The 26,081-nt window shown below is 69.6% G+C and carries 28 protein-coding genes and 1 tRNA gene; 10 read left to right on the top strand and 19 right to left on the bottom strand.

Annotated features, from left to right (window positions below; translation table 11 throughout):
- Window position 1: 1 nt before the first annotated feature.
- From FG154_RS12950 to FG154_RS12920, 7 genes are all read right to left on the bottom strand, one after another.
- Window positions 2–1,012: an ABC transporter substrate-binding protein gene (locus FG154_RS12950; protein WP_145108553.1), complete on the bottom strand. Its 1,011-nt coding sequence runs from the start codon at window positions 1,010–1,012 to the stop codon at window positions 2–4.
- Between the two features lie 150 nt (window positions 1,013–1,162).
- Complete coding sequence (locus FG154_RS12945; RefSeq protein ID WP_145108550.1) at window positions 1,163–1,942, bottom strand: DUF72 domain-containing protein; 780 nt, start codon at window positions 1,940–1,942, stop codon at window positions 1,163–1,165.
- A gap of 130 nt (window positions 1,943–2,072) precedes the next feature.
- Window positions 2,073–2,261, bottom strand: a complete 189-nt coding sequence (locus FG154_RS12940; protein ID WP_145108547.1) for a hypothetical protein — start codon at window positions 2,259–2,261, stop codon at window positions 2,073–2,075.
- A gap of 1 nt (window position 2,262) precedes the next feature.
- A complete protein-coding gene (locus FG154_RS12935; protein ID WP_145108544.1) occupies window positions 2,263–2,445 on the bottom strand; it encodes a hypothetical protein in 183 nt (60 codons plus the stop codon).
- Between the two features lie 11 nt (window positions 2,446–2,456).
- A complete protein-coding gene (locus FG154_RS12930) occupies window positions 2,457–2,669 on the bottom strand; it encodes a hypothetical protein (RefSeq protein ID WP_145108541.1) in 213 nt (70 codons plus the stop codon).
- An 86-nt stretch (window positions 2,670–2,755) separates the two neighbouring features.
- Window positions 2,756–4,402 carry an alpha-amylase family protein gene (locus tag FG154_RS12925; RefSeq protein ID WP_145108538.1) on the bottom strand — a complete coding sequence of 549 codons (1,647 nt, stop codon included), beginning with the start codon at window positions 4,400–4,402 and terminating at the stop codon, window positions 2,756–2,758.
- A 104-nt stretch (window positions 4,403–4,506) separates the two neighbouring features.
- Window positions 4,507–4,581 (bottom strand) — tRNA-Lys (locus FG154_RS12920).
- 143 nt (window positions 4,582–4,724) lie between these two features.
- Between FG154_RS12920 and dapF the strand changes: the two genes are divergently transcribed.
- Genes dapF through FG154_RS12890 form a run of 6 tightly spaced genes read left to right on the top strand, consistent with a single transcriptional unit; the run spans window position 4,725 to window position 11,348 of the window.
- Entirely contained in the window at window positions 4,725–5,561 is an 837-nt protein-coding gene (dapF, locus tag FG154_RS12915; protein WP_145108535.1) for a diaminopimelate epimerase, read from the top strand.
- The gene (gene mtaB, locus FG154_RS12910; protein WP_145108532.1) at window positions 5,558–6,835 is read left to right on the top strand and encodes a tRNA (N(6)-L-threonylcarbamoyladenosine(37)-C(2))-methylthiotransferase MtaB; all 1,278 of its coding nucleotides are present in this window, start codon (window positions 5,558–5,560) and stop codon (window positions 6,833–6,835) included. The genes dapF and mtaB overlap by 4 nt, the downstream gene beginning before the upstream one ends.
- A gap of 30 nt (window positions 6,836–6,865) precedes the next feature.
- Complete coding sequence (gene gpmI, locus FG154_RS12905; protein ID WP_145108529.1) at window positions 6,866–8,386, top strand: 2,3-bisphosphoglycerate-independent phosphoglycerate mutase; 1,521 nt, start codon at window positions 6,866–6,868, stop codon at window positions 8,384–8,386.
- Window positions 8,383–9,495 carry a murein hydrolase activator EnvC family protein gene (locus FG154_RS12900; protein ID WP_145108526.1) on the top strand — a complete coding sequence of 371 codons (1,113 nt, stop codon included), beginning with the start codon at window positions 8,383–8,385 and terminating at the stop codon, window positions 9,493–9,495. Before gpmI ends, FG154_RS12900 begins: the two co-directional genes overlap by 4 nt.
- 7 nt (window positions 9,496–9,502) lie before the next feature.
- Entirely contained in the window at window positions 9,503–10,852 is a 1,350-nt protein-coding gene (locus tag FG154_RS12895) for a S41 family peptidase (protein ID WP_145108523.1), read from the top strand.
- Between the two features lie 7 nt (window positions 10,853–10,859).
- Entirely contained in the window at window positions 10,860–11,348 is a 489-nt protein-coding gene (locus FG154_RS12890; protein WP_145108520.1) for an RNA pyrophosphohydrolase, read from the top strand.
- Between the two features lie 141 nt (window positions 11,349–11,489).
- Here FG154_RS12890 and FG154_RS12885 read toward each other — a convergent pair whose 3' ends face one another.
- Window positions 11,490–12,764: a bifunctional folylpolyglutamate synthase/dihydrofolate synthase gene (locus FG154_RS12885; RefSeq protein WP_145108517.1), complete on the bottom strand. Its 1,275-nt coding sequence runs from the start codon at window positions 12,762–12,764 to the stop codon at window positions 11,490–11,492.
- Window positions 12,761–13,714, bottom strand: coding sequence for an acetyl-CoA carboxylase, carboxyltransferase subunit beta (gene accD / locus FG154_RS12880; RefSeq protein ID WP_145108514.1), 954 nt, complete (start codon window positions 13,712–13,714; stop codon window positions 12,761–12,763). The genes FG154_RS12885 and accD overlap by 4 nt, the downstream gene beginning before the upstream one ends.
- A gap of 265 nt (window positions 13,715–13,979) precedes the next feature.
- On the opposite strand from accD, the gene FG154_RS12875 reads away from it, so the two are divergent.
- A complete protein-coding gene (locus FG154_RS12875; protein WP_145108511.1) occupies window positions 13,980–14,525 on the top strand; it encodes a cation transport ATPase in 546 nt (181 codons plus the stop codon).
- An 88-nt stretch (window positions 14,526–14,613) separates the two neighbouring features.
- Here the strand turns inward: FG154_RS12875 and FG154_RS12870 are convergent, their stop codons facing one another.
- The gene (locus FG154_RS12870) at window positions 14,614–14,754 is read right to left on the bottom strand and encodes a hypothetical protein (RefSeq protein WP_145108508.1); all 141 of its coding nucleotides are present in this window, start codon (window positions 14,752–14,754) and stop codon (window positions 14,614–14,616) included.
- Window positions 14,755–15,074: 320 nt separating this feature from the next.
- Between FG154_RS12870 and FG154_RS12865 the strand changes: the two genes are divergently transcribed.
- The gene (locus FG154_RS12865; protein ID WP_145108505.1) at window positions 15,075–15,980 is read left to right on the top strand and encodes a LysR family transcriptional regulator; all 906 of its coding nucleotides are present in this window, start codon (window positions 15,075–15,077) and stop codon (window positions 15,978–15,980) included.
- 9 nt (window positions 15,981–15,989) lie between these two features.
- On the opposite strand, the gene FG154_RS12860 is transcribed toward FG154_RS12865, so the two are convergent.
- Genes FG154_RS12860 through FG154_RS12850 form a run of 3 tightly spaced genes read right to left on the bottom strand, consistent with a single transcriptional unit; the run spans window position 15,990 to window position 18,375 of the window.
- A complete protein-coding gene (locus tag FG154_RS12860; protein WP_246100262.1) occupies window positions 15,990–16,925 on the bottom strand; it encodes an OmpA family protein in 936 nt (311 codons plus the stop codon).
- Between the two features lie 11 nt (window positions 16,926–16,936).
- Entirely contained in the window at window positions 16,937–17,647 is a 711-nt protein-coding gene (locus FG154_RS12855) for a GNAT family N-acetyltransferase (RefSeq protein WP_145108499.1), read from the bottom strand.
- Window positions 17,644–18,375: a competence/damage-inducible protein A gene (locus FG154_RS12850; protein WP_145108496.1), complete on the bottom strand. Its 732-nt coding sequence runs from the start codon at window positions 18,373–18,375 to the stop codon at window positions 17,644–17,646. The genes FG154_RS12855 and FG154_RS12850 overlap by 4 nt, the downstream gene beginning before the upstream one ends.
- A gap of 75 nt (window positions 18,376–18,450) precedes the next feature.
- On the opposite strand from FG154_RS12850, the gene map reads away from it, so the two are divergent.
- A complete protein-coding gene (gene map, locus FG154_RS12845) occupies window positions 18,451–19,332 on the top strand; it encodes a type I methionyl aminopeptidase (RefSeq protein WP_186312355.1) in 882 nt (293 codons plus the stop codon).
- Window positions 19,333–19,389: 57 nt separating this feature from the next.
- Here map and FG154_RS12840 read toward each other — a convergent pair whose 3' ends face one another.
- From FG154_RS12840 to FG154_RS12815, 6 genes are all read right to left on the bottom strand, one after another.
- Complete coding sequence (locus FG154_RS12840) at window positions 19,390–20,274, bottom strand: energy transducer TonB family protein (protein WP_145108490.1); 885 nt, start codon at window positions 20,272–20,274, stop codon at window positions 19,390–19,392.
- Window positions 20,271–20,699 carry a TonB system transport protein ExbD gene (exbD, locus tag FG154_RS12835; protein WP_145108487.1) on the bottom strand — a complete coding sequence of 143 codons (429 nt, stop codon included), beginning with the start codon at window positions 20,697–20,699 and terminating at the stop codon, window positions 20,271–20,273. The genes FG154_RS12840 and exbD overlap by 4 nt, the downstream gene beginning before the upstream one ends.
- Window positions 20,700–20,702: 3 nt before the next feature.
- Entirely contained in the window at window positions 20,703–21,764 is a 1,062-nt protein-coding gene (exbB, locus tag FG154_RS12830; protein ID WP_145108484.1) for a tonB-system energizer ExbB, read from the bottom strand.
- A 255-nt stretch (window positions 21,765–22,019) separates the two neighbouring features.
- Window positions 22,020–22,877, bottom strand: a complete 858-nt coding sequence (locus tag FG154_RS12825) for an SDR family oxidoreductase (RefSeq protein ID WP_145108481.1) — start codon at window positions 22,875–22,877, stop codon at window positions 22,020–22,022.
- Between the two features lie 82 nt (window positions 22,878–22,959).
- A complete protein-coding gene (locus FG154_RS12820) occupies window positions 22,960–23,580 on the bottom strand; it encodes an enoyl-CoA hydratase/isomerase family protein (protein WP_145108478.1) in 621 nt (206 codons plus the stop codon).
- Window positions 23,577–24,329, bottom strand: coding sequence for an SDR family oxidoreductase (locus FG154_RS12815; protein WP_145108475.1), 753 nt, complete (start codon window positions 24,327–24,329; stop codon window positions 23,577–23,579). The genes FG154_RS12820 and FG154_RS12815 overlap by 4 nt, the downstream gene beginning before the upstream one ends.
- Window positions 24,330–24,451: 122 nt before the next feature.
- Between FG154_RS12815 and FG154_RS12810 the strand changes: the two genes are divergently transcribed.
- Complete coding sequence (locus tag FG154_RS12810) at window positions 24,452–25,981, top strand: DUF2125 domain-containing protein (RefSeq protein ID WP_145108473.1); 1,530 nt, start codon at window positions 24,452–24,454, stop codon at window positions 25,979–25,981.
- The last annotated feature ends 100 nt before the right edge of the window (window positions 25,982–26,081 follow it).

Raw genomic sequence — 26,081 nt, 5'->3', positions numbered from 1 at the left:
GTTACTCGAAGGTCAGGCTGCCGTCGGCGGGCAGCCACTGCGGATCGAAATAGAGCGCGGCATCGGGCGCGTTCTGGAACTCATAGACGGATTTCGTCTGCTCGATGGCGCGCGCCATCCGGTCCGGGTCGATGTTGCCCATGCCGTTGGCCTTCACCCAGTCGGTCACCACATTGTCCGCGATCGACATCTGCAGCCGGCGCTCTTCCAGCGCGGCATCGGCGGCCGGGTTGCGCTGGATCAGCGCGGCAATGGCCGCATCGGGATCGGCCACGCTGTCCTTCCAGCCCCTGGCCACGGCGCGCAGGAAGCCGGTCACCGCCTCGGGGTTGGCCTCGGCGAAGTCGGTGTTGACGATGATCGCATTGCCATAGAGCGCCACGCCATGATCGGCCATCAGCAGGGTCGAGATGTCGTCCTCGGGCACGCCCAGCCGGATCAGGTTGAGGGTGGACGAGAAGGAGAAGCCCGTCACCGCATCGACCTGACCCTCGGCCAGCATCGGCTCGCGGGTGGGGAAGCCCACCGGCTCGACCGTGATGGCGGCCATGTCGAGACCGTTCTCGGCGGCGAAGATCGGGAACTGCGCCCAGGCGCCATCGGGCGGCGGCGCGCCGAGCTTGCGCCCTTCGAGATCCTTCGGCGCCTCGATCCCCTGCGACTTGCGACCCACCACCGCGAAGGGGGGCTTGTCGTAGATCATCATGGCGGCGATCACCGGCGCGCCGGGGTTCTGGTCGAGGAACTTCATCAGGCTGTTGATGTCGGCAAAGCCCACCGGAAAGGCGCCGGTCGCAACCTTCGGGATCGCGTCGAGCGAGCCTGCCCCCTCGGAGATCTGCACCGAGAGATCCTCGGCGGCGAAATGGCCCTGATCGAGGGCCACGAAGTAGGGAGCGGCGGGGCCCTCGAACTTCCAGTCGAGCGCGAAGGGCATCGCGGTCTCGGCCCCGGCCGTGGCGGCGGTGACGGTGAAGGCCGCGGCAAGGGCGGCGGCGGGGGCGCGGAACATCACTCTCTCCTCATGCGCGAAATCAGATGCGAGGCTGCCCTCCTGTGGCGCAGGTGCAAGGCGGGCACCTGCCGGGCGGGCGGCACTTGGATGAGGGTGCCCAAAAAGACCGCAGATGTCGATGGTTTGCCTGCGCGGTGGGCGCCTTGTTCAGGAGACTCGGCGGATCAGCGCCTCGGCCGCCGCCGGATTCGCCGCCTTGCAACCGGAGATCACATAGAGAAAGACGTCGCTCGGGTTGGAGACCGCTTGTGTGACCCGAGACAGCCCCTCTGGCGCGCGCCCGGCCGCGAGGCTGCGGGCGCGCGCGGCCCAGAGGTCGAGTTGGTCGGGCGGGTAGCCCTCGGGCTCTCCCTCGCGGGTGCCCATGATGCGCAGATAGGCGAAGTCGGCGGTCTGGTCCGCGATCTGGGGGTGCTCGCTGTCGCCCGCCAGAACCACCGCCACGCCGCGTTCGGCCGCCATCTCGACAAAGGCGGGATCGCGGAAGCTGTCGTGCCGGACCTCGACGGCATGACGCAGGCGCCGGCCCCGGTGCTCGGGCGGCAGAAGGGCCAGGAAGGCCGCGAAATCCTGCCGGTCGAAGACCTTGGTGGGAAGGAACTGCCAGTTGATCGGCCCGAGCTTGTCGCCCAGCCGCAGGAGGCCGCTGTCGAGGAAGCGCGCGACCGACTCGCCCGCTTCGGCAAGGCGCTTGCGGTTGGTGGCGAAGCGCGGGGCCTTCAGCGCAAAGACGAAATTCTCGGGCACCTCGTCATGCCAGCGCGCGAAGCTGTCGGGCGTCTGCGTGCGGTAGTAGGTGCCGTTGATCTCGAGGGTGGTCAGGCGGCGCGCGGCGTGCTCCAGCTCGCGCTTTTGCGGAAGGCCCGCCGGATAGAAGCTACCCCGCCACGGCGGATACACCCAGCCGCCGATGCCTGCGCGGATCATCGCGTTGCTTGCCTCGGAAGGGGGGCGGCGCATGCGCGTGGGGGGATGGACACGCGCAGCGCGGCCGGGATGCGGGACGGACGCGCGCGGGCGCAGAGCGATCCGCGCCCGGCCATCCGTCCCTGCCGCCTCACTTGCGGTCGGGGTCGTGCGTGTGGTGGCGATCCTGCTCGCCGCCTCCGCCCGACACCTTGCTGTGATCGCGTTCGTCGCTGTCGGCCGGCGGCTTCGTCACCTCCGGCGGCTCCTTGGCGTTCTCGTGCGAGGCGCCGGGGCCGCCGTGCCGGATGCTCGCCGGGGTCTTCGAGGATGTGGACATGTCACCGATCCTGCTGGTGGCCCTGATGGGTCGTGTTGATCTTGCTGTTGGCGGGCTGGCCCTGCTTGTCCGGGTCGGGACGGCCCGCGGCCGCGCTCGTGTCGCCGGATGCCTCGTGCTCCGGGCCGCCGGGCCCCTTGTCGCTGCGGTTGGCGGGCGGAATGGGTGGGGTCTTGGTGCTCATGGGAGTTCCTTTCAGTCGGGCCGGCGGTTGCCCGCATGGTCCTGATACTGCTCGGTCTTGACGTGTCCACCGTCCTTGCCGCGGCTCTCGCTGCCGCGCTTGTCGCGGTTGGACAGCACCGAGTTGGCCGGGATTTCGGTCATGTCGGCCTCGGCTCCTGCGCCGGTGCCGTCACCCTTGCCCTGCACGCCCTGACCGAAGTGCTTCTTGTCCGCATGTGCCATAGGTTCCTCCTTTCGGCGCCGGTCGGGGCGCCGCCAGAGGGAAACCGGGGGCGGGGGCCGATGTTCCCGGCGCGGCCGCGGCGGGATCAGACCTCGAACCTGATCCAGCGGAGGCCATAGCCCTCCAGCTCGACGGTCAGTTCGGTCTTCTTCACCGAGATCTTGCCGCTGCCGAGGATCGGGCGGAGCGTGCCGATCGAGCCGATGTCAGAGAGGGAACAGGTCACGGTCTGCTCCTTGCTGCCGAGATTGGCGAACGCGATCAGCGTCCGGCCCTCCCAGTCGTGGCGGATGGCGAAGACGGGAGCCTCGGCCATCGGCAGGACGGCGTGGGTGCCGAAGGCGATCTCGGGACATTCCCGCCGCCGCCGCATGAGCTGTTCCATGAACTTGAAGAACGAATCCGGCCGGTCCTGCTGCTCGGCGACATTGATGCGGGACGGCGCCCAGCGTCCCTGCGAAACCACCGGACGATAGAGCTTGTCCGCCGGCGCGGGAGAGAAGCCGCCGTTGTGCCCGCTTTCCCACTGCATCGGCGCCCGCACCGCGAGACGGCCGGGGATGTCGAGGTTCTCGGCCATGCCGATCTCTTCCCCGTAGAAGAGCACCGGCGCCCCCGGCATCGAGGTCATCAGCGCATAGGCCATCCGCATCCGCGCCTCGTTGCCCTTGAACATCGTCGGCATCCGCCGGCGCAGCCCGCGCCCGAAGAGCTGCATGTCGGGATCGGGCCCGAAGCTGGCAAAGACCTCCTGACGCTCGGCCTCGGTCAGCTTGTCGAGCGACCATTCGTCATGATTGCGCAGGAAGTGGGCCCAGCAATCGTCCGCCGCCAGCTCGGGCATGTGGCGCAGCCCGTGCACGATCGGGCCGGCATCCTCGCGCGCCAACGCCAGCGCCATGGCCTGGTTGAGGTTGAAGTCGAGGCACATGTGCAGCTCGTCGCCGTCCTCGTCGCCAAAGAACCGCCGCACGTCGGGGTAGTCGAGGTTGACCTCTCCCAGCAGAACCGCCTCGCCCGAGCGCCGGTTGATGAAGGCGCGCAGGTCGCGCAGCCAGCGATGGGGCGCAAAGCCCTTGTCCTCGGTGGACATCTGCTCGAGCAGGAAGGGCACGGCATCGACCCGGAAGCCCGACAGGCCGAGCTGCAGCCAGAAGCCGACGATGCGGCGGATCTCGTCCCGCACCGCGGGGTTCTCGACATTGAGATCGGGCTGGTGGCTGTAGAACCGGTGCAGGTAGTACTTCTTGGCCTGCGGGTCCCAGCTCCAGCTGCTGTCTTCCTCGCCCGGAAAGATCAGCGACGAAGCGTCCTCCTCGGGCTTCTCGTCGCGCCAGACATACCAGTCGTGGTACGGCGAGGCCGGATCGGAGCGCGCCGCCTGAAACCAGGGATGTTCGCGCGACGTGTGGTTCACGACGAGGTCGGCGATCACTCGCATGCCGCGATTTCGTGCGGCCCGCAGGAACTCCACGAGATCGCCCATCGTGCCGAGCCGCGGATCGACGGCGTAGTAGTCGGTCACGTCGTAGCCGTCGTCGTGATTGGGGCTCGGGTAGAAGGGCATCAGCCAGATGCAGCTCACGCCAAGCCGGTCCAGATGGTCGAGCCGCCGCGTCAACCCGGCGAAATCGCCGACGCCGTCGCCGTTGCTGTCCTGAAAGGTCTCGACATCAAGGCAGTAGAAGACCGCGTTCTTCCACCAGACATCACTCGTGCGGCTGATATCCATCCTCAGCCCGACCGAACCCGCATGAAAACCTCCGTGCCTGTACGGAGCGAACGCGAGACCTGCTCAGGAGGTTCCGCGCAACCTTCGGACTGTTCTGGAAGAAATGGTGAGCGGGGTGGGTATCGAACCCACGACCAGCTGATTAAAAGTCAGCTGCTCTACCACTGAGCTACCCGCCCTCACCATGTCGGAAGCGGCGGTGCGACCGTCGTTCCTGACTGCGCCGCTCTCTACGCAACCGGCTCCGGGGGGTCAAGGGCCAATCGTGAAGAAAGATCGCCCGCTCTGGCAAAAAGATCCCGAGGGGCGTATAGGGTGCGGCATGATGGACATGGGCGCTACCTCTGGCCTCGGCTTCATGAAGATGCACGGGGCGGGCAATGATTTCGTGGTGATCGACTCGCGCGGGCGCGGGGCGGTCATGACGGCTGGGCTCGCGCGGGCGCTGGGCGACCGGCACCGCGGCGTGGGGTTCGACCAGCTGGCCGAGATCCGCGATCATGCGAATGCGGATTTCGCGCTGGACTTCTGGAACTCGGACGGGTCGCGCGCGGGCGCCTGCGGCAACGCGACCCGCTGCGTCTGCGATTACATCATGCGGGATCTGGGCCGGGATGCGGTGGCGCTGGTCACCGCGCGCGGCCGTCTGCATGCGGTGCGCCGGACGGACGGGCTGGTGTCGGTGAACATGGGCGCGCCGCAGCTTCTGTGGTCCGAGATCCCGCTCGCCCGCGAAGTCACCACCGAAAGCCTGCCTCTGGCCGGCGCACCGGCGGCGGTGGGGATGGGCAATCCGCACTGCATCTTCTTTGTCGAGGATGCCGAGGCGGTCGATCTTGCGGGGCAGGGGGCGGCGGTTGAGACCGATCCGCTCTTTCCCGAACGGACGAACGTGGAGTTTGCGAGCCTCATCGGGCCGGACCGGCTGCGGCTGCGCGTCTGGGAGCGCGGGGCGGGCATCACGCTGGCCTGCGGCTCGGGGGCCTGCGCGACGGCGGTGGCCGCGGCCCGGCGCGGCCTGACGGGGCGGCAGGTGGTGCTCGAGATGGATGGCGGCACGCTCGAGGTGGACTGGCGCGAGGATGGCGTCTGGCTCTCGGGGCCGGTGGCCCATGTCTTCGAAGGCCGGCTGTCGCCCGAGATGATGGCGCTGGCATGAGTGCGCCGGTCTTTTCCACGCTGGGCTGCCGGCTGAACGCCTACGAGACCGAGGCGATGAAGGAGCTTGCCGCCGCCGCGGGCGTGGACAATGCCGTCGTGGTCAACACCTGCGCCGTGACGGCCGAGGCCGTGCGCAAGGCCAAGCAGGAGATTCGCCGCCTCCGCCGCGACAATCCGGGCGCCACGATCATCGTCACCGGCTGCGCCGCGCAGACCGAGCCTGCGACCTTCTCGGCCATGCCCGAGGTGGACCGGGTGATCGGCAACACCGAGAAGATGCAGGCCTCGACCTGGGCTGCGATGGCGCCCGACCTGATCGGCGAGACCGAGCGGGTGCAGGTGGACGACATCCTGTCGGTGCGCGAGACGGCGGGCCACCTGATCGACGGCTTCGGCCGCCACCGCGCCTATGTGCAGGTCCAGAACGGCTGCGATCACCGCTGCACCTTCTGCATCATCCCCTACGGGCGGGGCAATTCGCGCTCGGTCCCGGCGGGGGTGGTGGTCGAGCAGATCCGCCGGCTGGTGGACCGCGGCTTTGCCGAGGTGGTGCTGACCGGGGTCGACTTGACCTCGTGGGGCGCCGACCTGCCGGCGCAGCCCCGCTTGGGCGATCTGGTGATGCGGATCCTGCGGCTGGTGCCGGACCTCCAGCGCCTTCGGATCTCCTCGATCGATTCGATCGAGGCGGACGAGGCGCTGATGGGTGCCATCGCGACCGAACCCCGGCTGATGCCGCACCTGCACCTCAGCCTCCAGCATGGCGACGACCTGATCCTGAAGCGGATGAAGCGCCGCCACCTGCGCGACGACGCCATCCGCTTCTGCGAAGAGGCGCGGCGGCTGCGTCCCGATCTAGTCTTCGGCGCCGACATCATCGCAGGCTTTCCGACCGAAACCGAACAGGCGTTCGAGAACTCGCTGAAGCTGGTCGCGGACTGCGGGCTGACCTTCCTGCATGTCTTCCCCTTCTCGCCGCGCAAGGGCACGCCCGCCGCGCGGATGCCGCAGCTGGCCGGCCCCCTGATCCGCGAGCGCGCGGCGCGGCTGCGCGGACTGGGCGACGCGCGGCTTCTGGCGCATCTTCAGGCGCAGCGCGGCCTTGCCCATCGCGTGCTGATGGAGGGTCCGCGCATGGGGCGCACCGAGCAGTTCACCGAGGTTGCCTTTGCCGCCGACCTGCCCGAGGGGCGGATCATTTCCGCCACCGTCACCGGCCATGCCGAGGGCCGCCTGACCGCCACGGTTGCCGAGGCCGGTCTCGCGGCGTAAAACCCGGCCATTCCAGTGAAAGGCCCTTCCATGACCGCACCGAAACCCGTCGTCCTCTGCATCCTCGACGGCTGGGGTCTGCGTGCCGAGCGCGAGGCGAACGCCGTGGCGCTGGCCGATACCCCGACCTTCGACCGGCTGATGGCGACCTGCCCGAACGCGACGCTGATCACCCACGGCCCCGACGTGGGCCTGCCGCGCGGGCAGATGGGCAATTCCGAGGTGGGGCATACCAACATCGGCGCGGGCCGGGTGGTGGCGATGGATCTCGGCGCCATCGACCTCGCCATCGAGGAGGGCACCTTCGCGCAGAACCCGGCGCTCTGCGACTTCATCGCCAAGGTCAAGGCCGCGGGCGGCACGGCTCATCTGATGGGCGTCGTCTCGGACGGCGGGGTGCATGGCCACATCCAGCACCTCATCGCCGCGGTCGAGGTGATCGCGGCCGCGGGCGTGCCGGTGGTGATCCATGCGATCACCGACGGCCGCGACGTGGCGCCGACCTCGGCGGGCGGCTTCGTGCAGCACCTGGCCGAGGCGCTGCCCCTGGGGGCCAGCATCGGGACGGTGATCGGGCGCTACTGGGCGATGGACCGCGACAAGCGCTGGGACCGGGTCAAGCGCGCCTCGGACGCGATGCTGCACGGGCGGGGCGAGCGGGCGGCGGACGCCGTGGCCGCGGTGGCGGCGGCGCTGGCGCGCGGCGAGACCGACGAGTTCATCGCACCGACCGTGATCGGCAGCTATGCCGGTGCCGCGGATGGCGATGGCTTCTTCTGCCTCAACTTCCGCGCCGACCGGGCGCGCGAGATCCTCGCGGGTCTCGCCCAACCGGGGTTCGACGCCTACGACACCGGCCGGCGCCCGGACTGGTCGGGCTTCCTCGGGATGGTGGATTATTCGGCCGAGCATGACCGCTTCATGACCACCGCTTATCCCAAGCAGGTGATCCGCAACACGTTGGGCGAGTGGGTGGCCAGCCACGGGCTGCGCCAGTTCCGCATCGCCGAGACCGAGAAATACCCCCATGTCACCTTCTTCCTGAACGGCGGCAAGGAGGTGCCCGAGGCGGGCGAGGACCGCTACATGGCCAATTCGCCCAAGGTCGCGACCTATGACCTGCAACCCGAGATGTCGGCCCCGGATGTCAGCGACCATCTCGTGCAGGCGATCGGCGAGGGCTATGACCTGATCGTGGTGAACTACGCCAACCCCGACATGGTGGGCCATACCGGCGATCTCAGGGCCGCCATGACCGCCTGCGAAGAGGTGGACCGCGGCCTCGGCCGCGCGGCCGAGGCGGTTCGCCAAGCGGGCGGGGCGATGATCGTGACCGCCGACCACGGCAACTGCGAGACGATGGTCGATCCCGAGACGGGCGGGCCGCACACGGCGCATACGACGAACCCGGTGCCGGTGATTCTTGTCGGCGGGCCGGCGGGGGCGCGGCTGCGCGCGGGCCGGCTGGCCGATCTGGCCCCGACGCTCCTGCAGCTGATGGGCTTGCCGCAGCCCGAGGAGATGACCGGACGGAGCCTGATCGAGGCATGATCCGCGCGCTCGTCCTCGCGCTGGGCCTTCTTGCCACGCCGGCCTCGGCCGTGACCGTGGCGCAGGAGGCAGCGCAGGCGGCGCGCGATCTGCAGGCCGCGGTGACGGCCCTGCAACAGGCGCAGGGCGCGCGCGACCGGGTGGCCGCGCTGACCACCACGATCCGCGCCTACGAACGCGGTCTGGCGGCCCTGCGTGAGAATCTTCGGCAAGCGGCCATCCGCGAGTCGGTGCTCGAGATGCTGCTCGAGGCCAAGCGCGACGAGATATCGCAGCTGCTGGGCGTGCTGGCGCGGATGGATGCGCGTCCCGGGCCGTTGCTGCTGATGCATCCCACGGGGCCGCTGGGCACCGCGCGTTCGGGCATGATCCTGTCGGACGTGACCCCCGCGCTGCTGGCGCAGGCCGAGTCGCTGCGCCAGCAGGTGCGCGAGATGCGCGACCTGCGCGAACTGCAGACTGCCGCAGGTCGGACGCTGGCCGAAGGCCTCGCGGTGGCGCAGGAGGCGCGGACGGCGCTGAGCAAGGCGATCTCGGACCGGGTGGATCTGCCGACGCGCTTCACCGAAGACCCCGAGGTGCTGCGGGGGCTTCTGGAAAGCGCCGACACGCTCGATGCCTTCGCGGGCGGGTTGGCCACCGGCGATCCCGATGCCGCCGCGCGCGATTTCGAGGGTGCGCGGGGCCGCCTGCCGCTGCCGGTGCTGGGCACGATCCTGCGCCGGGCGAACGAGGCCGATGCGGCCGGTGTCCGCCGGCCCGGCATCCTGATCGCGGCGCGGCCGCAGGCGCTGGTGACCGCGCCCTGGCCCGCCACGATCCGCTACCGCGGGCCGCTTCTCGACTACGGAAATGTGATGATCCTCGAGCCCGGCGCCGGTTATCTGCTGGTGTTGGCCGGACTGGGCACCGTCTATGGTGACACGGGCGAGGTCGTCGCCGCAGGGGCGCCGCTGGGGCTGATGGGGGGCGAGCCGCGCGTGACCGATCCCGCCGCAACCGGCGGGCCGGGCGCTGGCGCTCGGGATACGGAAACGCTTTACTTGGAACTGCGACAAGGGGCCGAGCCGGTCGATCCGGCGGACTGGTTCGAGGCAAACGGGGAATAGGACCGCCATGAGGAAATACATGATGGCCGCGCTGGGCGGCACCGTCGCCGGCGTGCTGATGGCGACCCAGGTGGCCGGGCCCCTCATCGCGCAGGAGCAGCAGCGGTCGAAGACGGTCTATGAACAGCTCGACCTGTTCGGCGACATCTTCGAGCGCATCCGCGCGCAATATGTCGAGGAGGTCCAGACCGACAAGCTGATCGAGGCGGCGATCAACGGGATGCTGACCTCGCTCGACCCCCACTCCAGCTACCTGCCGCCCGACGATTTCAGCGACATGCAGGTGCAGACCCGCGGCGAGTTCGGCGGCCTCGGCATCGAGGTCACGCAGGAGGAAGGTTTCGTCAAGGTCGTCTCGCCGATGGACGGCACGCCCGCCGATGCGGCCGGGATCGAGGCCGGCGACTTCATCACCCATGTGAACGGCGAGTCGGTGCTGGGCCTGACGCTCGATCAGGCGGTGGACATGATGCGCGGCCCCGTGGGCTCGGAGATCATCATCACCGTGGTGCGCGAGGGCACGGCCGAACCGTTCGACGTCTCGATCATCCGCGACACGATCAAGCTGGTGGCGGCGCGCAGCCGTGTGGTGGGCAATACCGTCGTGGTGCGCCTGACCACCTTCAACGACCAGACCTTCTCGGGCCTCAAGGAGGGGCTGGAAAGCGGCGCCAAGGAACTCGGCGGGCTCGACAAGGTCAACGGGATCGTCCTCGACCTGCGCAACAACCCCGGCGGGCTGCTCACGCAGGCGATCCAGGTCTCGGACGCCTTCCTCGACAAGGGCGAGATCGTCTCGACCCGCGGCCGCGCCGCGGGCGATGGCGAGCGGTTCAACGCGACCGCCGGTGACCTGATCGGCGGCAAGCCGATGGTCGTGCTGATCAACGGCGGGTCGGCCTCGGCCTCGGAAATCGTGGCGGGCGCCCTGCAGGACCACCGCCGCGCCATCGTCGTCGGCACCAAGAGCTTCGGCAAGGGATCGGTCCAGACGGTGATCCCGCTGCGCGGCGAGGGGGCGATGCGGCTGACCACCGCGCGCTACTACACGCCGTCGGGCCGCTCGATCCAGGCGCTGGGCGTGGCGCCGGACATCGTGGTGAACCAGCCGCCGAGCCGGCCGGCCGGGACCGAGGAAGAGGACACCGCCGCGCCGGGCCCGGCCGCCCGTAACCGCTCGGAGGCGGATCTGCGGGGCGTGCTCTCGAACGACTCGATGAGCGAGGACGAGAAGAAGCTGCTCGAAGCCGAGCGGGCGCGCGCCGAAGAGGCGGCCAAGCTGCGGGACGAGGATTACCAGCTGGCCTATGCGGTTGATATCCTCAAGGGCCTCGCCGCCATCGAAGTGAAACCGTGAGGCGGCCATGGAACATGTGATCGACCCCGAGGCCTTGCCCTATCGCCCCTGCGTGGGCATCGTGCTGATCAACCGCGAGGGGCTCATCTTCGCCGGCCAGCGGATCGACAGCCCGGTGCCAGCCTGGCAGATGCCGCAGGGCGGCATCGACGCGGACGAGAAGCCGCGCCAGGCGGCGCTTCGCGAGCTGCAGGAGGAAACCGGCATCCCCGCGGCCCTCGTCGAGTTCGTGGCCAAGGCGCCGGACTGGGTGACCTACGATCTGCCGCCCGATCTTCTGGGCCGCGTGTGGGGCGGGAAATACCGCGGACAGCGGCAGAAATGGTTCCTGTTCCGCTATCTCGGCACGGACGAGCAGGTGGGGATCGCAACCGAGCACGCCGAATTCTCGTGCTGGCGATGGATCGGGGCCGAGGAGATGGTGGCCTCGATCGTGCCCTTCAAGCGCCCCGTCTATGAGCGGGTGGTGGAGATGTTCCGCGAGCATCTCTCCTGACCCTTCGATGCCGCGCGTCGGCCGGCGGCGGACGGGGGCTTCGCGCCCCCGTTGCCCCGCCCTGCGGGCGCGGCGGCTCCTCACTGCGTTCGTCGCGTCCCCCGCGGGATATTTGGACAGAGTGAAAGGACGGAAGGGGCTTCAGCCGTTCTCGCGCAGGATCGTGCCGGCGAGGTAGAGCGAACCGCAGATGAGGACGCGCGCGCCAGGCTCCTGCTGAGCGATGACGGCGAGGGCGGCGGCGACCGACGGTGCGGTCGAGGCGGCCAGTCCGGCGGCTTCGGCGGCGGCCCGGGTCTCGCTCGCGGGCAGCGTGTTCTTCTCTCCGGGGATATCGACTGCGTGGAGCCGCGCCGCATGGGCCGCGAGGGGGCGCATGTAGCCCGTCACATCCTTGGTGTTCAGCATCCCGCAGATCAGATGCGTGGTCCGCGGCGGCATCCGCGCCAGCGTCGCGGCCACCGCTTCGCCGCCGGCCGGATTGTGCCCGCCGTCGAGCCAGAGTTCGATCCCCGGTGCGCTCTCGGGCAGGGGGCCGCGGCGCAGGCGCTGCATCCGGGCCGGCCAGTCGGCGCGGGTGACGGCGGCCTCGCAGGCGGGTTCGGGGGCGCCGAGGTGGCGCAGGGCCATGAGGGCCGCGCCGGCGTTCTGGATCTGATGCGGGCCCGGCAGGTTCGGAAGCGGCAGGTCCAGGAGGCCGGACTCGTCCTGGAAGATCATCCGGCCGCGCTCTTCCCAGACCTGCCACTGCTGGCCGTGGGCGAGCAGCGGCACGCCGAGCCGCGCCGCCCGCGCCTCGATCACCTCGAGTGCGGCCGCCTCCTGCGGGCCCACCACGCACGGGATGCGCCGCTTGAGGATGCCGGCCTTTTCGCCCGCGATCTCGGGCAGGGTCTCGCCCAAAAACTGCTGATGATCGATCGAGACCGGGGTGATGATGGTCAGGCGGGGTTCATCGACCACGTTGGTCGCGTCGAGCCGGCCGCCGAGGCCGACCTCGAGGAGGGTGCAATCGGCCGGTGTGCGCGCGAAGGCGAGGAAGGCCGCGCAGGTCGTGATCTCGAAGAAGGTGATCGGCTCGGGGCCGTTGGCCTCGAGACATTCGTCGAGGAGCGCGGCGAGGGCCGGCTCGGAGATCAACTCTCCGGCGAGGCGGATGCGCTCGTGAAAGCGTGCAAGATGGGGCGAGGTGTAGGCATGGACCCGCAGCCCCTGCGCCTCGAGCCCCGCCCGGATCATGGCCTGGGTCGAGCCCTTGCCGTTCGTCCCGGCGACATGGATCACCGGCGGCAGCGACCGCTCGGGGTTCCCGAGCCCCGCCAGCAGGCGGTGCACCCGGTCGAGCGTCAGGTCGATGACCTTCGGATGAAGCGACATCATCCGGTCGAGGATGGTGTCAGAGGCGGGCAGGCTCACTCGGCGGCCTTGTTTTCGACGATGGCCTCGGGCGTGGGTGGCGGCGGCAGGTCGATCACCGGCCGCGGCTCGGGCGCGGGCAGGTCGCCCTTGATCGCCGGCGGCTGGTTCATCAGCATGCGCAGGATCGTCACCAGTTCCTCGCGCATGGCCTTGCGGTGCGTCACCCGGTCGAGCATGCCGTGATCGAGCAGATATTCGGCGCGCTGGAATCCCTCGGGCAGCTTCTCGCGGATCGTCTGCTCGATCACGCGGGGGCCGGCAAAGCAGATCAGCGCGTTAGGCTCGGAGATCTGCACGTCGCCCAGCATCGCGTAGGAGGCGGTCACGCCGCCCGTCGTCGGATGGGTCAGGATGCAGATGTAGGGCAGGCCCGCCTCGCGCAGCATCTGCACGGCGACGGTTGTCCGCGGCATCTGCATCAGCGAGAGGATCCCCTCCTGCATCCGCGCACCGCCCGCGGCGGCAAAGAGGATCAGCGGGCACTTGAGCCGGACCGCACGCTCGGCCGCGGCAATGATGGCGTTGCCGACATACATGCCCATCGAGCCGGCCATGAAGCTGAAATCCTGCGCGGCCGCGACCACCTGCGTCCGGGCGATCTCACCCTCGACGACGAGCATCGCCTCCTTTTCGCCGGTGGCCTTCTGCGCGGCCTTCATCCGGTCGGGATATTTCTTCTGGTCGCGGAACTGGAGCGGGTCGGCCAGCGGGACCGGCACCTCGACCTCGGTGAAGATCCCGCCGTCGAACAGCGCAGCAAAGCGGTCGCGCGGGCTGATGTTCATGTGGTGGTCGCAGGTCGAGCAGACATTCAGGTTCTCGGCCAGCTCGCGGTGGAAGAGCATCGTTCCGCACTCGGGGCACTTGGTCCAGAGGTTCTCCGGCACCTCGCGGCGCGAAAAGAGCGAATTGATCTTCGGGCGGACGTAGTTGGAGATCCAGTTCATGCGGGCAAGCCTTCCGGTCGCGGCGTTGCTGCCGAGATAGTCCGCAGGGGCGGGAAATGCAATCGGGCGGGGCGCCCCTGTGACGCCCGCGCGCGGGCCGGAGGCGCCGATGCGGCTGTGGATGCCGGGACCCGTGCGCGCCGCGGGGTGCGAGGGATCCGCTTGCCCTGCCGCGGGGCGGCCGGTATCTCCTGTTGCCGGAAGAGACGAGGAAGGCCGTGAAAAATCCTTGCATCAGGCGCGTCGCCGGGGCTGCCCGCAAGACATGAGGCGCCTTCTGTTCGCAGTTGCCCTGGCCGTTCTTCCCGCGCTGCCCGCGTTTGCGGAAGGGGTGCGGGTGGCGGCCCCCTCCGGCTATTGCATCGACCGTGAGGCGGGAACAGGGCTCGGTCTCGTGCTGATCGGCCGCTGCGAAGGCGTGACCGACCGGCCGCCCGCCGTGCTGACCGCAACCGTGGGCGGTCCCGGATCGGGGGTCGACGTGGCGGGCCGAGGGCAGGAGCTTGCCGCCTACTTCCAGTCGGAGGCCGGCCGGCGGGCGCTGAGCGCATCGGGCAATCCGCGCCATGTCCAGCTGCTCGAGGCATTGGGGAGGGGGAACGCCTTCCTGATCCACCTTCGCGATTCCGGCGGGCGCGCGGCGCCCGAAAGCTGGCGCGCGGTGCTGACGCTGAACGGGCGTCTGGTGACGCTGACAGCCTCGGGCACGGGCAAGGCGCCGCTGGGGCGCGAGAATGGCAAGCGCCTGATTTCGGCGTTCGTGGATGCGATGGAAAGCGCGAACCGGCGCAGGCCGCGCATCGAGGAGTGACTGGATATCGAGGAGGGCTGGGCCGGGCTCATCCCGGTGCGGGATCCTCAGACGACGGGCCGGACGCCCGCCGTCCCGGCGGATCGGGTCAGTCGCGGTTGTAGTAACCGTACATCTGTTCGAGGGCGCTGAGGTTCCGCAGCTGGCGGGTGTTGCGCTCGGGGGTGAAGTAGGCGGGAACAGTTTCGGCGGCCTGAGCGGCAGTCAGCGTGCGATGATCATGTTTCATGGTCGTTCTCCTTTGGCCTCCGATATAAACCTCACAGATTTCTTGACTTCTCCCTAATGCTGCATGCCTCCCATGCCGTCGCTGCAACGCAGCGCGACAGTCTGACGCAATTTTGTTGCGTAATCTGGCTTGGGGAGGTGACATTCTGTCGTCACGCCTTGGGCAGGTCCGCGACAGGTCGTCGCGCGCCTTGAACAGGAATGCCGCGAATCACATGCGGCTTTGGCCTGTCCCGGACTTGCCTGCCCCTTTCCGCATTGCTGCCTGAATTGCCCCTCAATCAGAGGCATCAGCCCGGGACTGTGCGCAAGGGGACGGCCATGGATCGACTGACGGAAATGGAAGCCTTCGCCACGGTCGTGGATCAGGGCGGTTTCACCGACGCGGCCAAGAAGATGGGCATCTCGAAGTCGGCGGTCTCCAAGCATGTCTCGGCGCTCGAGGCGCGGCTTGGCGCGCGGCTGCTGAACCGGACGACGCGGCGCGTCTCGCCGACCGAGATTGGCCTGGCCTACTACGACCGGGCCCGGCGGGTGCTGAACGACGCGGGCGAAGCCGATGCGCTGGTGACCTCGATGCAGACCGCGCCTTCGGGCCTGTTGCGCATCTCGGTGGCGACCGATTTCGGCGTCAGCCTGCTGTCGCCGATCCTTGGAGAGTTCCTGCAGGAATATCCCGGGATCACCGTCAACATGGTCCTGAACAACCGCTATGTGGAGCTGATCTCGGAAGGGTTCGACATGGCGATCCGCATCGGCGAGCTGGAGGATTCCAGCCTGCGCGCGCGCAAGCTGACCGAGACGACGCGGCGCATGATCGCCTCGCCGCGCTATTTCGAGCGCCACGGCCGGCCGCAGAAGATCGACGATCTGAACGAGCACAAGCTCCTGCATTACTCCAATCAGGCGAACGGAAACGTCTGGAAGATCACCTCGCCCACCGGCGAGAAGCGGCAGGTGCGGACGGCCGGCTGGCTGACGGTGAATGACGGGCAGTCGCTGCTCAACGCGGCGATCTCGGGTCTGGGCATCGCCTATCTGCCCTCGTTCCTCTTTGCGGATGCCATGCGGGACGGGCTGGTCGAGGAGGCCATCCCCGGACTTCCGGTCGAGACCCTCGGGATCTATGCCGTCTATCCGCCGGGCCGCTTCACCCAGCCCAAGGTCCGGGCCTTCATCGACTTCCTGGCGAAACGCTACCTCGACAAGGGGCCGGACTGCTGGTGAGGGAGCCCCTCACCCCGCCAGCAGCATGACCTCGACGCGGCGGTTGCGGCTGCGGCCCTCTTCGGTGCGGTTGCTGGCGCGCGGCGCGAGGTAGCCGACACCCTCGGCGCTGACCTGCGCGTCAGTCACCCCATGCCGCGACACGAGCCGCTGGCGGACCGAGGCGGCGCGGGCCCGGCTGAGGCTCACGTTCCCCTCCAGCCCGCCCGAGGCGTCGGTGTGGCCCACGATCACCACGCGCCGCGCCGGATCCTGCTTCAGCCACTCGGCCAGTTCGGCCAGCGCCGGATAGGTGCGGTCCTCGAGATCGGCCGAGCCGCTGGCAAAGGCCAGATCCTCCAGCACCGCAGACCCCGACTGCCCGAGCCGCGCGACGAGATCGGCCTCTGGCGCGTCTTCGGGGGCCGGTTCCGCTGCGGGTGGGGCGAGCGGCGGGGGCGCAGCCCGCGGGCCCGCCTCGATGATCTGGGCAAAGGCCGTGCCGCCGGACCGGCTGATGAAGAGGCTGACCGCCTCGGGTTCCGCGGCCCCCTCGCGCAGGGCGGCGTAGAACCGGAAATCCCCCAGATCGACATGCATCTCGGGCTCCGGCAGCACGTCGGTCGCATAGCGAAAGTCGAAGCCGCCGCAGCCACGCGTCTCGCACTGAAAGACGGGGCGAAAGCCCTCGGCATCGAGGGCGGAGCGCAGCGGAGCGAGCAGGTCGAGCGTCAAAGCCTCGCCCGCGTCGCTGCGCCAGACGCTGCGCCGGATCTGGCCCTCGATCACGCGGACCGGCAATCCGGCCTCGGTCCAGGGGCCGGTGGGCAGGCGGTAGCTGGACGCGCCGTCCTCCACCCGTTCGGCGAGCACCCAGGGCGGTCCGGGTTCCAGCGCGGCCGCACCTCCAGGACCGATCAGCAGCGCCGCGACAAGGGCCAGCGCCCGGCCGCGCGCCGATCGCATGATCCGGGCGCTCATTTCATCCGGTAGTGGTATTGGCCCACCTCCTCCATGCCCAGCGATCCGTAGAGGGCGCGGGCCGGTGCGTTGGCGCTGGTGACGACGACCGAGAACCACTCGGCGCCCTGCTCCTGCGCCCAGCAGGCGCCGCGGCGGAGAATGGCCCCGGCCGAGCCGAGCCGCCGAAGGGCTGGCGCGACCTCGAGCGCATGGAGCATGGCGAACCGCCCGTGCAGGGCGACGAAGGCCGCGCCCGATGCTCGGTCGTTCTGCCGGCCGAGGATGGCGCATCTGGGGCCGGCGGCGCGCTCCATCACCGCGACTCGCGCCGGGCCGATCCCGCCTTCGGCCCACAGGTCGCGCACGATGCCCAGCGGCGGCCAGTGCGGGAAGGCGGCCATGGGGGGCGGCGGGTCCGCCGCAAGCCGCGCCGCAGGGCAGGCGTAGGCCGTGACGGGATCGACGATCCGGTAGCCTCGGCCCGCAAGGGCCGCATCGAGCGCCTCCTCGCCCGCGCGCAGCAGGAAGAGCGGCGTCTGGCCAAGCTCCTCCATCGCCTTTTCGGCCTCCGGCAGGTCATCGGGATGCCAAGGGCCTTCGGCGGTGGCGGCCGAGACCCGCTTGCCACCGCCCTTGCCCTCGCGGATCGCCCAGGGGCCGGTGCGCGACAGGCGTGCAGCGGGCCAGGTGGCCTCGAGCGTGGCGTAGATGTCCTGCGGTGTCATCGGGCCTGCGGAAAGAGGGCGGCAAGCCGGGTCATCGCCTCGGAGATCCGCCCCGGATCGGTGCCGCGGATCACGAGGTTCGAGCCATAGGCACCGTTCTGGATGAAGGGATAGCTGCCCATCTGCAGGTCCGGGTATTCGGCCGCCAGGGAACCGAAGGGGCCCGCGATCTCGCCCTCGCCCCGATCCACGCGCAGGGACTGGCTGAGAAGCGGCGCCCCCCCGAGGAGGTTGGGCATGACCGAGGCCACCATCGCCTGAAAGATGTTCGGCACGCCCGCCATCACATGCACGTTGCCAAGCGTGAAGCCCGGCGCGGTCGAGACGGGATTCTCGATCAGGGTGGCGCCGTCGGGAATGCGGGCCATGCGCTGCCGGGCCTCGTTGAACTCGAGGCCCGTGCGGGCATAGTGCGCGGCGAGCAGGTCGTGGGCGTCCTGCCGGATGCCGATCGCCACGCCGAAGGCCTCGGCCACGGCCTCTGCGGTGATGTCGTCGTGCGTGGGCCCGATGCCGCCCGAGGTGAAGACGTGATCCCAGCGGGCGCGCAGCGCATTGACCGCCTCGATGATGGCCGCGCGGTCGTCGGCCACGCAGCGGATCTCGCGCAGGCAGATGCCGTGGCGGGTCAGTTCGCCGGCCAGATAGTGGCTGTTGCCGTCGCGGGTGCGGCCCGAGAGGATCTCGTCCCCGATCACGAGCATGGCGGCGGTGGGGTTGGCGGGCATCGGCTCCTCCTTCGGCTGGGTCAAGCTATAGGGCCCGGCGCAGGGCGTTTCAAACCTTTCGCAGAGGGCACAGGTATGGCAAAGGAGCCGAAGCTTGACTATCTTGAGACGACACCGAGACCAGAAGGATCAGGCCCAGTGGACGAGTCGCGCGGGCGCATCACCAAGAACGGCATACGGATCTACGAGCCCGAGGATTTCGCCGGCATGCGCAAGGCCGGGCGGGCCGCGGCCGAGATCCTCGATCTCGTGGGGCCGCTGGTGCAGCCCGGCGTGACCACCGCCGAAATCGACCGCTTCATCACCGAAGAGATCGAGCGGCGCGGGATCACCTCGGCCACGATCGGCTACAAGGGCTACCAGCATGCCTCGTGCATCTCGGTCAACCATGTGGTCTGCCACGGCATCCCCGGCCAGAAGCAGCTCAAGGACGGCGACATCCTCAACATCGACGTGACGGTGATCGTGGATGGCTGGTTCGGCGACACGAGCCGGATGTATGTGGCCGGCACGCTGGGGCGCAAGGCCGAGCGGCTGCTCGAGGTTACGCATGACGCGCTGATGAAGGGGATCGAGGTCGTGAAGCCCGGCGCCACCTTCGGCGACATCGGGGCCGCGATCCAGACCCATGTCGAGAACAACCGCATGTCGGTGGTGCGCGACTTCTGCGGCCACGGGCTCGGGCGCGTCTTCCATGCGCCGCCGAACGTGCTGCACTACGGGCGCCCCGGCACCGGCCCGGTGCTCGAGGAGGGCATGATCTTCACCATCGAGCCGATGGTGAACCTTGGCCGCCCCGAGACGAAGGTGCTGGCCGACGACTGGACCGCCGTGACGCGGGACAAGTCGCTCTCGGCGCAGTTCGAACATTCGGTGGGCGTGACCGCGGACGGCTGCGAGATCTTCACCCTTTCCCCCGCAGGTCTCTTCTACCCGACCTGGCCCGTGGCCGGATAAGGCCGCGCCCGGCGCGGCCTCGGCTCGACGGGCCCAGATCGTCCGGGGCGGCCCGCCTCAGCGGGCAAAGGTGATCGGCAGGGTGAAGGTGTAGCTCGGATCGGTCAGCGCCGCGGGAGCGGCCGGGAAACGCCCGGCCGACTGCACCGCCCGCAGCGCGAGCTGATCGAGACGCGCGTCGCCCGACGAGCGCAGGATCGCAACACCACCCAGCGCGCCCCCCTGCGCCACGGTCAGGCGCACGGTCACCTCTCCGGTCATCCCGCGCGCGCCGCGCGTCCGGCGCTGGATGCGCTGGCGGATCTCTGCGCCCCATTTCGCCGTCAGGTTCTCGATCTGCCCGCGCGAGGCCGTGGCCGCAGCCCGGCCCGGTGTCGGCGCCGGTGGCGCAGCCGCCTGCTGCGACCGCGGGGCAGCCGCCTTCTTCACCTCGCGCGTCGGCGGGTCGGGCTTCCTCTCGGCCGGCGGCTCCCGCTCGGGCCGCGGGAGGGGACGGATGTCCGGCGGGATCTCGGCCACCTGCTCCTCCTCGGGGGGAGGGGGCGGGGGCTCGTAGGAGAAGGTCTCGGGCGCGGGCACCGGGATGTCGGGCAGGTCCACCGTCTCGGTCGGCGGGCGCAGGTCGGGCGGCGGCGGGCGGAGATCCGGCTCCGGCTCGGCGATCTCTTCGGGCTCGGCGGCCTGGGGCGCGTCGATCTGCGGCACTTCGGGGGCCGGTTCGGGGGCGGCGAGTGCCGCAGGCGCGGGCGGCACCGGCTCCAGGTCGAGATAGACCGCCTCCTGCAGCGCGTCGCGCCGGCCGGGCTCATCGGCGCGGAAGACAGCCGTTGCCGCGGCCGTTGCGGTGGCCGCCACAGTCAGCGCGGCCAGCGACCAGCCCGCCGCCTCACGCCGCAGCCGGCCGGGTCCGAGGCTCTGCCGCCAGTCCGCGTAATGGCTCATGGGGTGCCTCCGCCGGGCAGGGCCTCCAGCCCGACCAGCGCCACCTTGAGATAGCCGGCCCCCCTCAGAAGGTTCATCACCTCCATCAGGTCGCCGTAGGCGACGGCCTCGTCGGCGCGCAGGAAGATGCGGGTCTCGCGGTCCCCTCCCGTCGCCGCGTCCAGCTGCGGCTGGACACTGTCCCTCGCGATGGGCTCGTTCTTCAGCGAGAGGTTCAGATCCTTCTGAAGGGTCAGGAAGATCGGCTCGTCCGGCCGCTGGCTCTGGCTTGCGGTCGAGCCGGGCAAGTCCACCGGCACATCCACCGTCGAAAGCGGCGCCGCCACCATGAAGATGATGAGCAGCACGAGGATCACGTCGATGAAGGGCGTGACGTTGATCTCGTGGTTCAGGTCGTCGTCGCCGCCGCCGCGGAAGCCCGCCATGAGTCAGAGCCTCCCTGCGGTGCGGAAGTCGAGGTCGCGGCTCAGCATCCGCTCGACCGCGGCGCCGGCGTCGGCAAGGCTCAGCCGCCAGGAGGCGATCGAGCGGACGAAGTGGTTGTAGATCACCACCGCCGGAATGGCCGCGACGAGCCCGAGGCCGGTGGCCAGCAGCGCCTCGGCGATGCCCGGCGCCACGACGGCGAGGTTCGTGGTCTGGCTCTGCGAGATGCCGATGAAGGCGTTCATGATGCCCCAGACGGTGCCGAACAGCCCGACGAACGGGCCGACCGAGCCGATGGTGGCCAGCAGGCCGATACCCCGCCGCAACCGCTCGCCCGCCTGCGCCTCGACCCGCTCGAGGATCGAGCGCACGCGCTCCTTGAGGCCCGCGGTGCCGGCAAGATCGAGCGCCGCATCCGAACGCTGCAGCTCTTCGAAGGCGGCCCGCGCCATGAAGGCGGCCGGGTCGCGGCGCCCGGAAAGCCGCTGAACCGCCTCGTCCAGCGTGGCCGAACTGCGGACGGTTCCGGCGGTCGAGGCGAGCCGGCGGCGGGCGATCGCGATCTCGACCAGCTTGAAGAGCAGCACGGTCCAGGTGACGAAACTGGCCGCGGCGAGCACGATCATCACGGCCTGCACGACCCAGTGCGCGGCCTCGAACATGCCCCAGGGGGTCAGGTCGTGCGGGATCGGCACCGGGGGCAGGCCGAGGGCCGGCTCGTCCGCCGTGGGCCCCTGTGCCGGGTCGGCTTCGGGCGCCGCGCCGGCCTGGGCCTCGGGGGAGCCCGTCGGATCGGCCGCTGCGCTGGCCGGGGCCTCGGGGGAACCCGCCGGATCGGCCGCCGCGGGTGCCGGCGGCTCCGGTGCGGTGTCCGACGGGGGCGGAAGCACGGGGCCTGTCTCGGCCGGATCTTGCGACGGCACGACCGGAGCGGGCGCAGCGGGCTCCTCTGCCGGAGCCTGCAGTTGCGGCGACAGGTCGGGAATGGCCGGGGGCTCTTCCTGCGCCTGGGCCGCAACGGCGGTCAGAAGGATCAGCAGGAACGGGCGCAAGAGCAATGCCATGAATTCTTCCGGTCTTCGACCGCCCGGCGGCGGCACATGGGTCTCTGGCTTGCCTCCTGCCGTGGGTCTCGGATCGACTCGGCAGGTTGCGGCTGCCCGTCGTCTAACTTATGTTTATCAAAATAGTCAAGTTTCTTGAAAATTGATCGGGTTGCGACCGGCGATGCCGAAGTGTCGAAGCATCGGCAGCCTGTCCTGGCGCGGATGATGGGGGCCGTACGGCAGGGGGGCGCCGGATGCCCGGCGCCCGTTCCGTCAGATGATCGGCTTGCCGCCTGTGACGGCGATGGTCGCCCCCGAGGTGTAGCTCGACAGCGGATCGGCCAGCATCACATACGCCGTGGCCAGTTCGGCCGGCTGACCCGGGCGCTGCATGGGCACCTGCTTGCCGAAGTTCCTGACCTTGTCGGGCTCCATCGTCGAGGGGATCAGCGGCGTCCAGACCGGGCCGGGGGCCACGCAATTCACCCGGATCTCCTTTTCGGCCAGCATCTGCGCCAGCCCGCCGCTGAAGTTCTGGATCGCGCCCTTGGTCGTGGCATAGGCCAGCAGGTGCGGGCTGGGCGAATCCGCATTGACCGAGGCGGTATTGATGATCGCGCTGCCCGGCCGCATGTGCGGGACCGCGGCCTTCGAGAGATAGAACATCGCGTGGATGTTCACGCGGAAGGTCAGCTCCCACTCCTCGTCCGAAATGTCGCCCACGTCGGAAAAGCTGGCCTGATGGGCGGCGTTGTTCACGAGGATGTCGATGCGGCCGAACTCCTGCACGGCGCGGTCGATGATGGCGCGGCAGTGCGACGCTTCCTGGATGTCGCCGCGCATCAGGATCGCCGTGCGCCCGGCCTCGGTCACGAGCCGTTCGGTCTCGGCGGCATCCTCGTCCTCCGAGAGGTAGGAGATCAGCACGTCCGCCCCCTCGCGCGCATAGGCCAGCGCCACCGCACGGCCGATCCCGCTGTCGGCGCCGGTGATGACGGCCTTGAGATCCTGAAGCCGGCCCGAGCCACGGTAGCTCTTCTCGCCGTGATCGGGCTGCGGGTCGAGCCGGGCGGTGCGGCCAGGCATCGGCTGCTCCTGGTCGGGGAACGGTGGTTTGGGATGATCGGTCATCGCGGCCTCCTGTTGGGCAGGGTTGGCGGTCGCAACCGGAAAGGAGGTGCGATGTTCCGGTGGGGGCGGGGCGCCCTCGGCCTCAGGGCAGCTCCACCATCCCCTTGATCGCCTCCACGTGACCGGGCCTGGCCGCCAGTGCGTCGGCGGCCAGGGCCTCGGCCTCCGCCAGCAGGTCTTCGGACGGCACCAGCCGGTCGATCAGACCCCAGGCCAGCGCCTCTTCGGCACTGGCCTTGACGCCCGCCATGAGGATCATCTTGGCCCGCGACGGGCCGACGAGCGTCCTCAGCCGGCGCACATCCGAGGGCTGGGGGCGGAAACCGAGCTTCATCACCGGATAGAAGAACTTCGCCCCCGGCACCGCGATCCGCAGATCGCAGGCCAGCGCCATTCCCATGGCCCCGCCGGCGAGCGTGCCGTTCAGCGCGGCGATCGTGAGGCAGGGAAGCGCCGCGACCGAGGCCGACAGCCGCTCCCACACCGGGTCGGTGGCGAGACCTGCGCGCGCCTCGTCGAGGTCGGCCCCGGCCGAGAAGACCTTGCCCGCCCCCGTCAGCACCAGCGCACGGACCCCGTCCTCCGCGGCCGAGCCCACGGCGGCCTCGATCTCGAGCAGCATGGCGCGCGTCAGCGAGTTGGCCTTGTCGGTCCGGTCGAGCGTCAGCGTCCGCAGCCCGCCGGCATCGGCCACGCGGATCATGCGCCGAGACCCACGGCCCGCCGGATGCTCTCGTCGCGCAGCGAGATCTCCTGCCCGAGCCAACGGTCGGCACCGGGCCCGCACATCCACAGCAGCGCCCGCGCCGGCCAGTCGGCGGGGATGTGGGCCGAGGGTTCGAGACGGCTCACTGGATTGACGCCGCTCTCGCGGATCTTGTCCTGCATCTCGGTTGCGACCGTCCCGGGCGAGAGGCCCATGATGCGGATGCGGTTGACCGCCTCTTCCAGATGCGCGCAGCGCGTCAGCATCGCCGCCCCCGCCTTCGAGCTGCAATAGGCGCTCCAGCCTTCGAGCGCGTTCTGCGCGGCGCCCGAGGAGACGGTGATGATCGTGCCGCCCTTGCCGCGCATGTGCGGGACGGCAGCGCGCATCCCGTGGAACACGCCCTTGAGGTTGATGTCGATGGCGCTGGCCCAGGCCGCGGGGTCGGCATCGGCCATGCGCGCGATCGGCTCGATCACGCCCGCGTTGTTGATCAGCACGTCGATGCGGCCGGCGGTTGAGACCACCTGATCGATCGCCGCGCGCGTGCCCTCCCAGTCGGCCACGTCGCAGCGGATGGCGAAGGCGCCGTGACCGACTTCGGCCGCAAGCGCCTCGATCTCGTCCGCGCTTCGGGCCAGCAGCGCGACCCGCGCCCCCGCCTCGGAAAAGACGCGCACCGCAGCCGCGCCGATCCCGCGACTGGCCCCCGTGATCGCCACAACCTTGCCCTGCACAGTCGCCATCGAACCGCTCCTTCCCTGGCCTTCTGACAAACGTGTTAGCCGATGATTGCATTCGACGGAAAGGCTTGACCCTTCATTACCCGCGGAAGAATGTGGGCCATTGTTCGCGTTGGGGAAGGCATATGAAGTATTTCTGGACACTGGCTGGCACAACCGCACTTGCGACACTGGTCGCGGCGGGCTCGGCTTCGGCCGATGTGACGCCCGAGCAGGTGTGGCGGGGCTGGCAGGAGCTTGGCGCCACCTATGGCCAGACCCTCACCGCCGCGAACCAGAGCCGCACGGGCAACACGCTTCGGTTGCAGGATGTCCGCCTCCATCTCGCGCAGGACGGCACCGTGATGGAAAGCACGATCCCCGAGGTCAACATGACCCAGCGCGGCGACGGCAGCGTGGAGATCACCATGTCGCCGGAGTTCCCCGTCGCGATGACGATCCCGAACGAACCCGACGCCGAAAACCCCGCACCCGAGCCGACGCGGCTGGGCCTTGCCATGCGGCAGCCGGGCATGGTCATGGTGGCCAGCGGCGACGAGCGCGTCTCGGCGCTGGCCTTCGACGCGCCCTCGACGACGATCGCGCTGACCGAGGTGGATGGCGTGCCGGCGCGCAGCCGGAACCTGCGGGCCGAGGTCACCCTGAGCGACGTGGCCGGCACCTACCGCACCGAGGGCACCGGAACGCGCACCATCACCAACGATTTCACCGCCTCGGTGGCCGAGATGGTCTTTGCGATGACCGACCCCGATCAGGGCGGCAGGGTCAACATCCGCGCAAGCGCGACCGATCTCAAGGGCAACTCGAGCGGAACGATGGTGGGCCCGCTGGGCATGACCGATCTTGCGGCGGCGCTTCAGGGCGGCGCGGCGTCGAACGGCAGTTTCACCTATGGGCCGGCCACGCTCGAGTTCGATTTTGCCGATGCGACCGACACGGGCAAGGGCTCGGCCAGCGCCGCGGGCGGAAACCTCGACGTGTCGATGAGCGGGGACAGTCTCGCCTATGGTGGCGGCACGCGGAACGTGAACCTGACGGTCAGCGGCAGCCAGATCCCGTTCCCGCAATTCAACATGAGCTACGCCGAAGCCGCCTTCCAGCTGGTCACGCCTCTGGTGAAGTCCGAGGCCGCGCAGGACTTCCGTCTGCTGACGCGGCTCGTGAACCTCAAGGTGTCGGACGAGATCTGGACCATGTTCGACCCGCAGAAGCAGTTGCCGCGCGATCCGGCGACACTGGTGCTCGATGCCCGAGGCAAGGCCCGGCTGGATGTGGATCTTATCGACCCCAAGGCGATGGAGGCGCTGGGCGACCGTGCGCCGGGCCAGCTCGAGGCGCTGGATGTGGACGATCTGAAGCTGACCATCGCCGGCGCCGAACTGACGGGGAAGGGCGCCTTCACCTTCGACAACAGCGATACGACCACCTACGGCGGCGTGCCCGCGCCGACGGGGCAGCTCGATCTGAAGCTGGTGGGGGGCAACGCGCTCATCGACCGGCTGGTGGGCATGGGCTTCGTGCCGCAGGAGCAGGCGATGGCCGCGCGGATGATGCTCGGCATGTTCGCGCGCCCCGGCGAGGGCCGGGACACGCTGACCTCGACGCTCGAGTTCCGGGACAAGGGGTTCTACGCCAACGGCCAGCGCCTGCAGTAGGTCGCCAGAGCCTCGGGACACCGGCGGCCCCCTCGGGGGCCGCTTTTCATTTCGGGCGGGGCGCTTGTCACGGCAGCCCCTCCCGATTACCTCGGGACTG

This window comes from Cereibacter sediminicola (genome assembly GCF_007668225.1).
GTDB lineage: Bacteria > Pseudomonadota > Alphaproteobacteria > Rhodobacterales > Rhodobacteraceae > Cereibacter_A > Cereibacter_A azotoformans.
Note: the sequence above shows the minus strand (reverse complement) of the source record. Positions and strands in the feature narration are given on the sequence as shown.

Excerpts from the sequence above, each read along its gene's own strand:
- FG154_RS12950 (WP_145108553.1), bottom strand. The coding sequence starts at position 1,012 with ATGTTCCGCGCCCCCGCCGCCGCCCTTGCCGCGGCCTTCACCGTCACC.
- FG154_RS12945 (WP_145108550.1), bottom strand. The coding sequence starts at position 1,942 with ATGATCCGCGCAGGCATCGGCGGCTGGGTGTATCCGCCGTGGCGGGGT.
- FG154_RS12940 (WP_145108547.1), bottom strand. The coding sequence starts at position 2,261 with ATGTCCACATCCTCGAAGACCCCGGCGAGCATCCGGCACGGCGGCCCC.
- FG154_RS12935 (WP_145108544.1), bottom strand. The coding sequence starts at position 2,445 with ATGAGCACCAAGACCCCACCCATTCCGCCCGCCAACCGCAGCGACAAG.
- FG154_RS12930 (WP_145108541.1), bottom strand. The coding sequence starts at position 2,669 with ATGGCACATGCGGACAAGAAGCACTTCGGTCAGGGCGTGCAGGGCAAG.
- FG154_RS12925 (WP_145108538.1), bottom strand. The coding sequence starts at position 4,402 with ATGGATATCAGCCGCACGAGTGATGTCTGGTGGAAGAACGCGGTCTTC.
- dapF (WP_145108535.1), top strand. The coding sequence starts at position 4,725 with ATGATGGACATGGGCGCTACCTCTGGCCTCGGCTTCATGAAGATGCAC.
- mtaB (WP_145108532.1), top strand. The coding sequence starts at position 5,558 with ATGAGTGCGCCGGTCTTTTCCACGCTGGGCTGCCGGCTGAACGCCTAC.
- gpmI (WP_145108529.1), top strand. The coding sequence starts at position 6,866 with ATGACCGCACCGAAACCCGTCGTCCTCTGCATCCTCGACGGCTGGGGT.
- FG154_RS12900 (WP_145108526.1), top strand. The coding sequence starts at position 8,383 with ATGATCCGCGCGCTCGTCCTCGCGCTGGGCCTTCTTGCCACGCCGGCC.
- FG154_RS12895 (WP_145108523.1), top strand. The coding sequence starts at position 9,503 with ATGAGGAAATACATGATGGCCGCGCTGGGCGGCACCGTCGCCGGCGTG.
- FG154_RS12890 (WP_145108520.1), top strand. The coding sequence starts at position 10,860 with ATGGAACATGTGATCGACCCCGAGGCCTTGCCCTATCGCCCCTGCGTG.
- accD (WP_145108514.1), bottom strand. The coding sequence starts at position 13,714 with ATGAACTGGATCTCCAACTACGTCCGCCCGAAGATCAATTCGCTCTTT.
- FG154_RS12875 (WP_145108511.1), top strand. The coding sequence starts at position 13,980 with ATGAGGCGCCTTCTGTTCGCAGTTGCCCTGGCCGTTCTTCCCGCGCTG.
- FG154_RS12870 (WP_145108508.1), bottom strand. The coding sequence starts at position 14,754 with ATGAAACATGATCATCGCACGCTGACTGCCGCTCAGGCCGCCGAAACT.
- FG154_RS12865 (WP_145108505.1), top strand. The coding sequence starts at position 15,075 with ATGGATCGACTGACGGAAATGGAAGCCTTCGCCACGGTCGTGGATCAG.
- FG154_RS12860 (WP_246100262.1), bottom strand. The coding sequence starts at position 16,925 with ATGCGATCGGCGCGCGGCCGGGCGCTGGCCCTTGTCGCGGCGCTGCTG.
- FG154_RS12855 (WP_145108499.1), bottom strand. The coding sequence starts at position 17,647 with ATGACACCGCAGGACATCTACGCCACGCTCGAGGCCACCTGGCCCGCT.
- FG154_RS12850 (WP_145108496.1), bottom strand. The coding sequence starts at position 18,375 with ATGCCCGCCAACCCCACCGCCGCCATGCTCGTGATCGGGGACGAGATC.
- map (WP_186312355.1), top strand. The coding sequence starts at position 18,451 with ATGGCAAAGGAGCCGAAGCTTGACTATCTTGAGACGACACCGAGACCA.
- FG154_RS12840 (WP_145108490.1), bottom strand. The coding sequence starts at position 20,274 with ATGAGCCATTACGCGGACTGGCGGCAGAGCCTCGGACCCGGCCGGCTG.
- exbD (WP_145108487.1), bottom strand. The coding sequence starts at position 20,699 with ATGGCGGGCTTCCGCGGCGGCGGCGACGACGACCTGAACCACGAGATC.
- exbB (WP_145108484.1), bottom strand. The coding sequence starts at position 21,764 with ATGGCATTGCTCTTGCGCCCGTTCCTGCTGATCCTTCTGACCGCCGTT.
- FG154_RS12825 (WP_145108481.1), bottom strand. The coding sequence starts at position 22,877 with ATGACCGATCATCCCAAACCACCGTTCCCCGACCAGGAGCAGCCGATG.
- FG154_RS12820 (WP_145108478.1), bottom strand. The coding sequence starts at position 23,580 with ATGATCCGCGTGGCCGATGCCGGCGGGCTGCGGACGCTGACGCTCGAC.
- FG154_RS12815 (WP_145108475.1), bottom strand. The coding sequence starts at position 24,329 with ATGGCGACTGTGCAGGGCAAGGTTGTGGCGATCACGGGGGCCAGTCGC.
- FG154_RS12810 (WP_145108473.1), top strand. The coding sequence starts at position 24,452 with ATGAAGTATTTCTGGACACTGGCTGGCACAACCGCACTTGCGACACTG.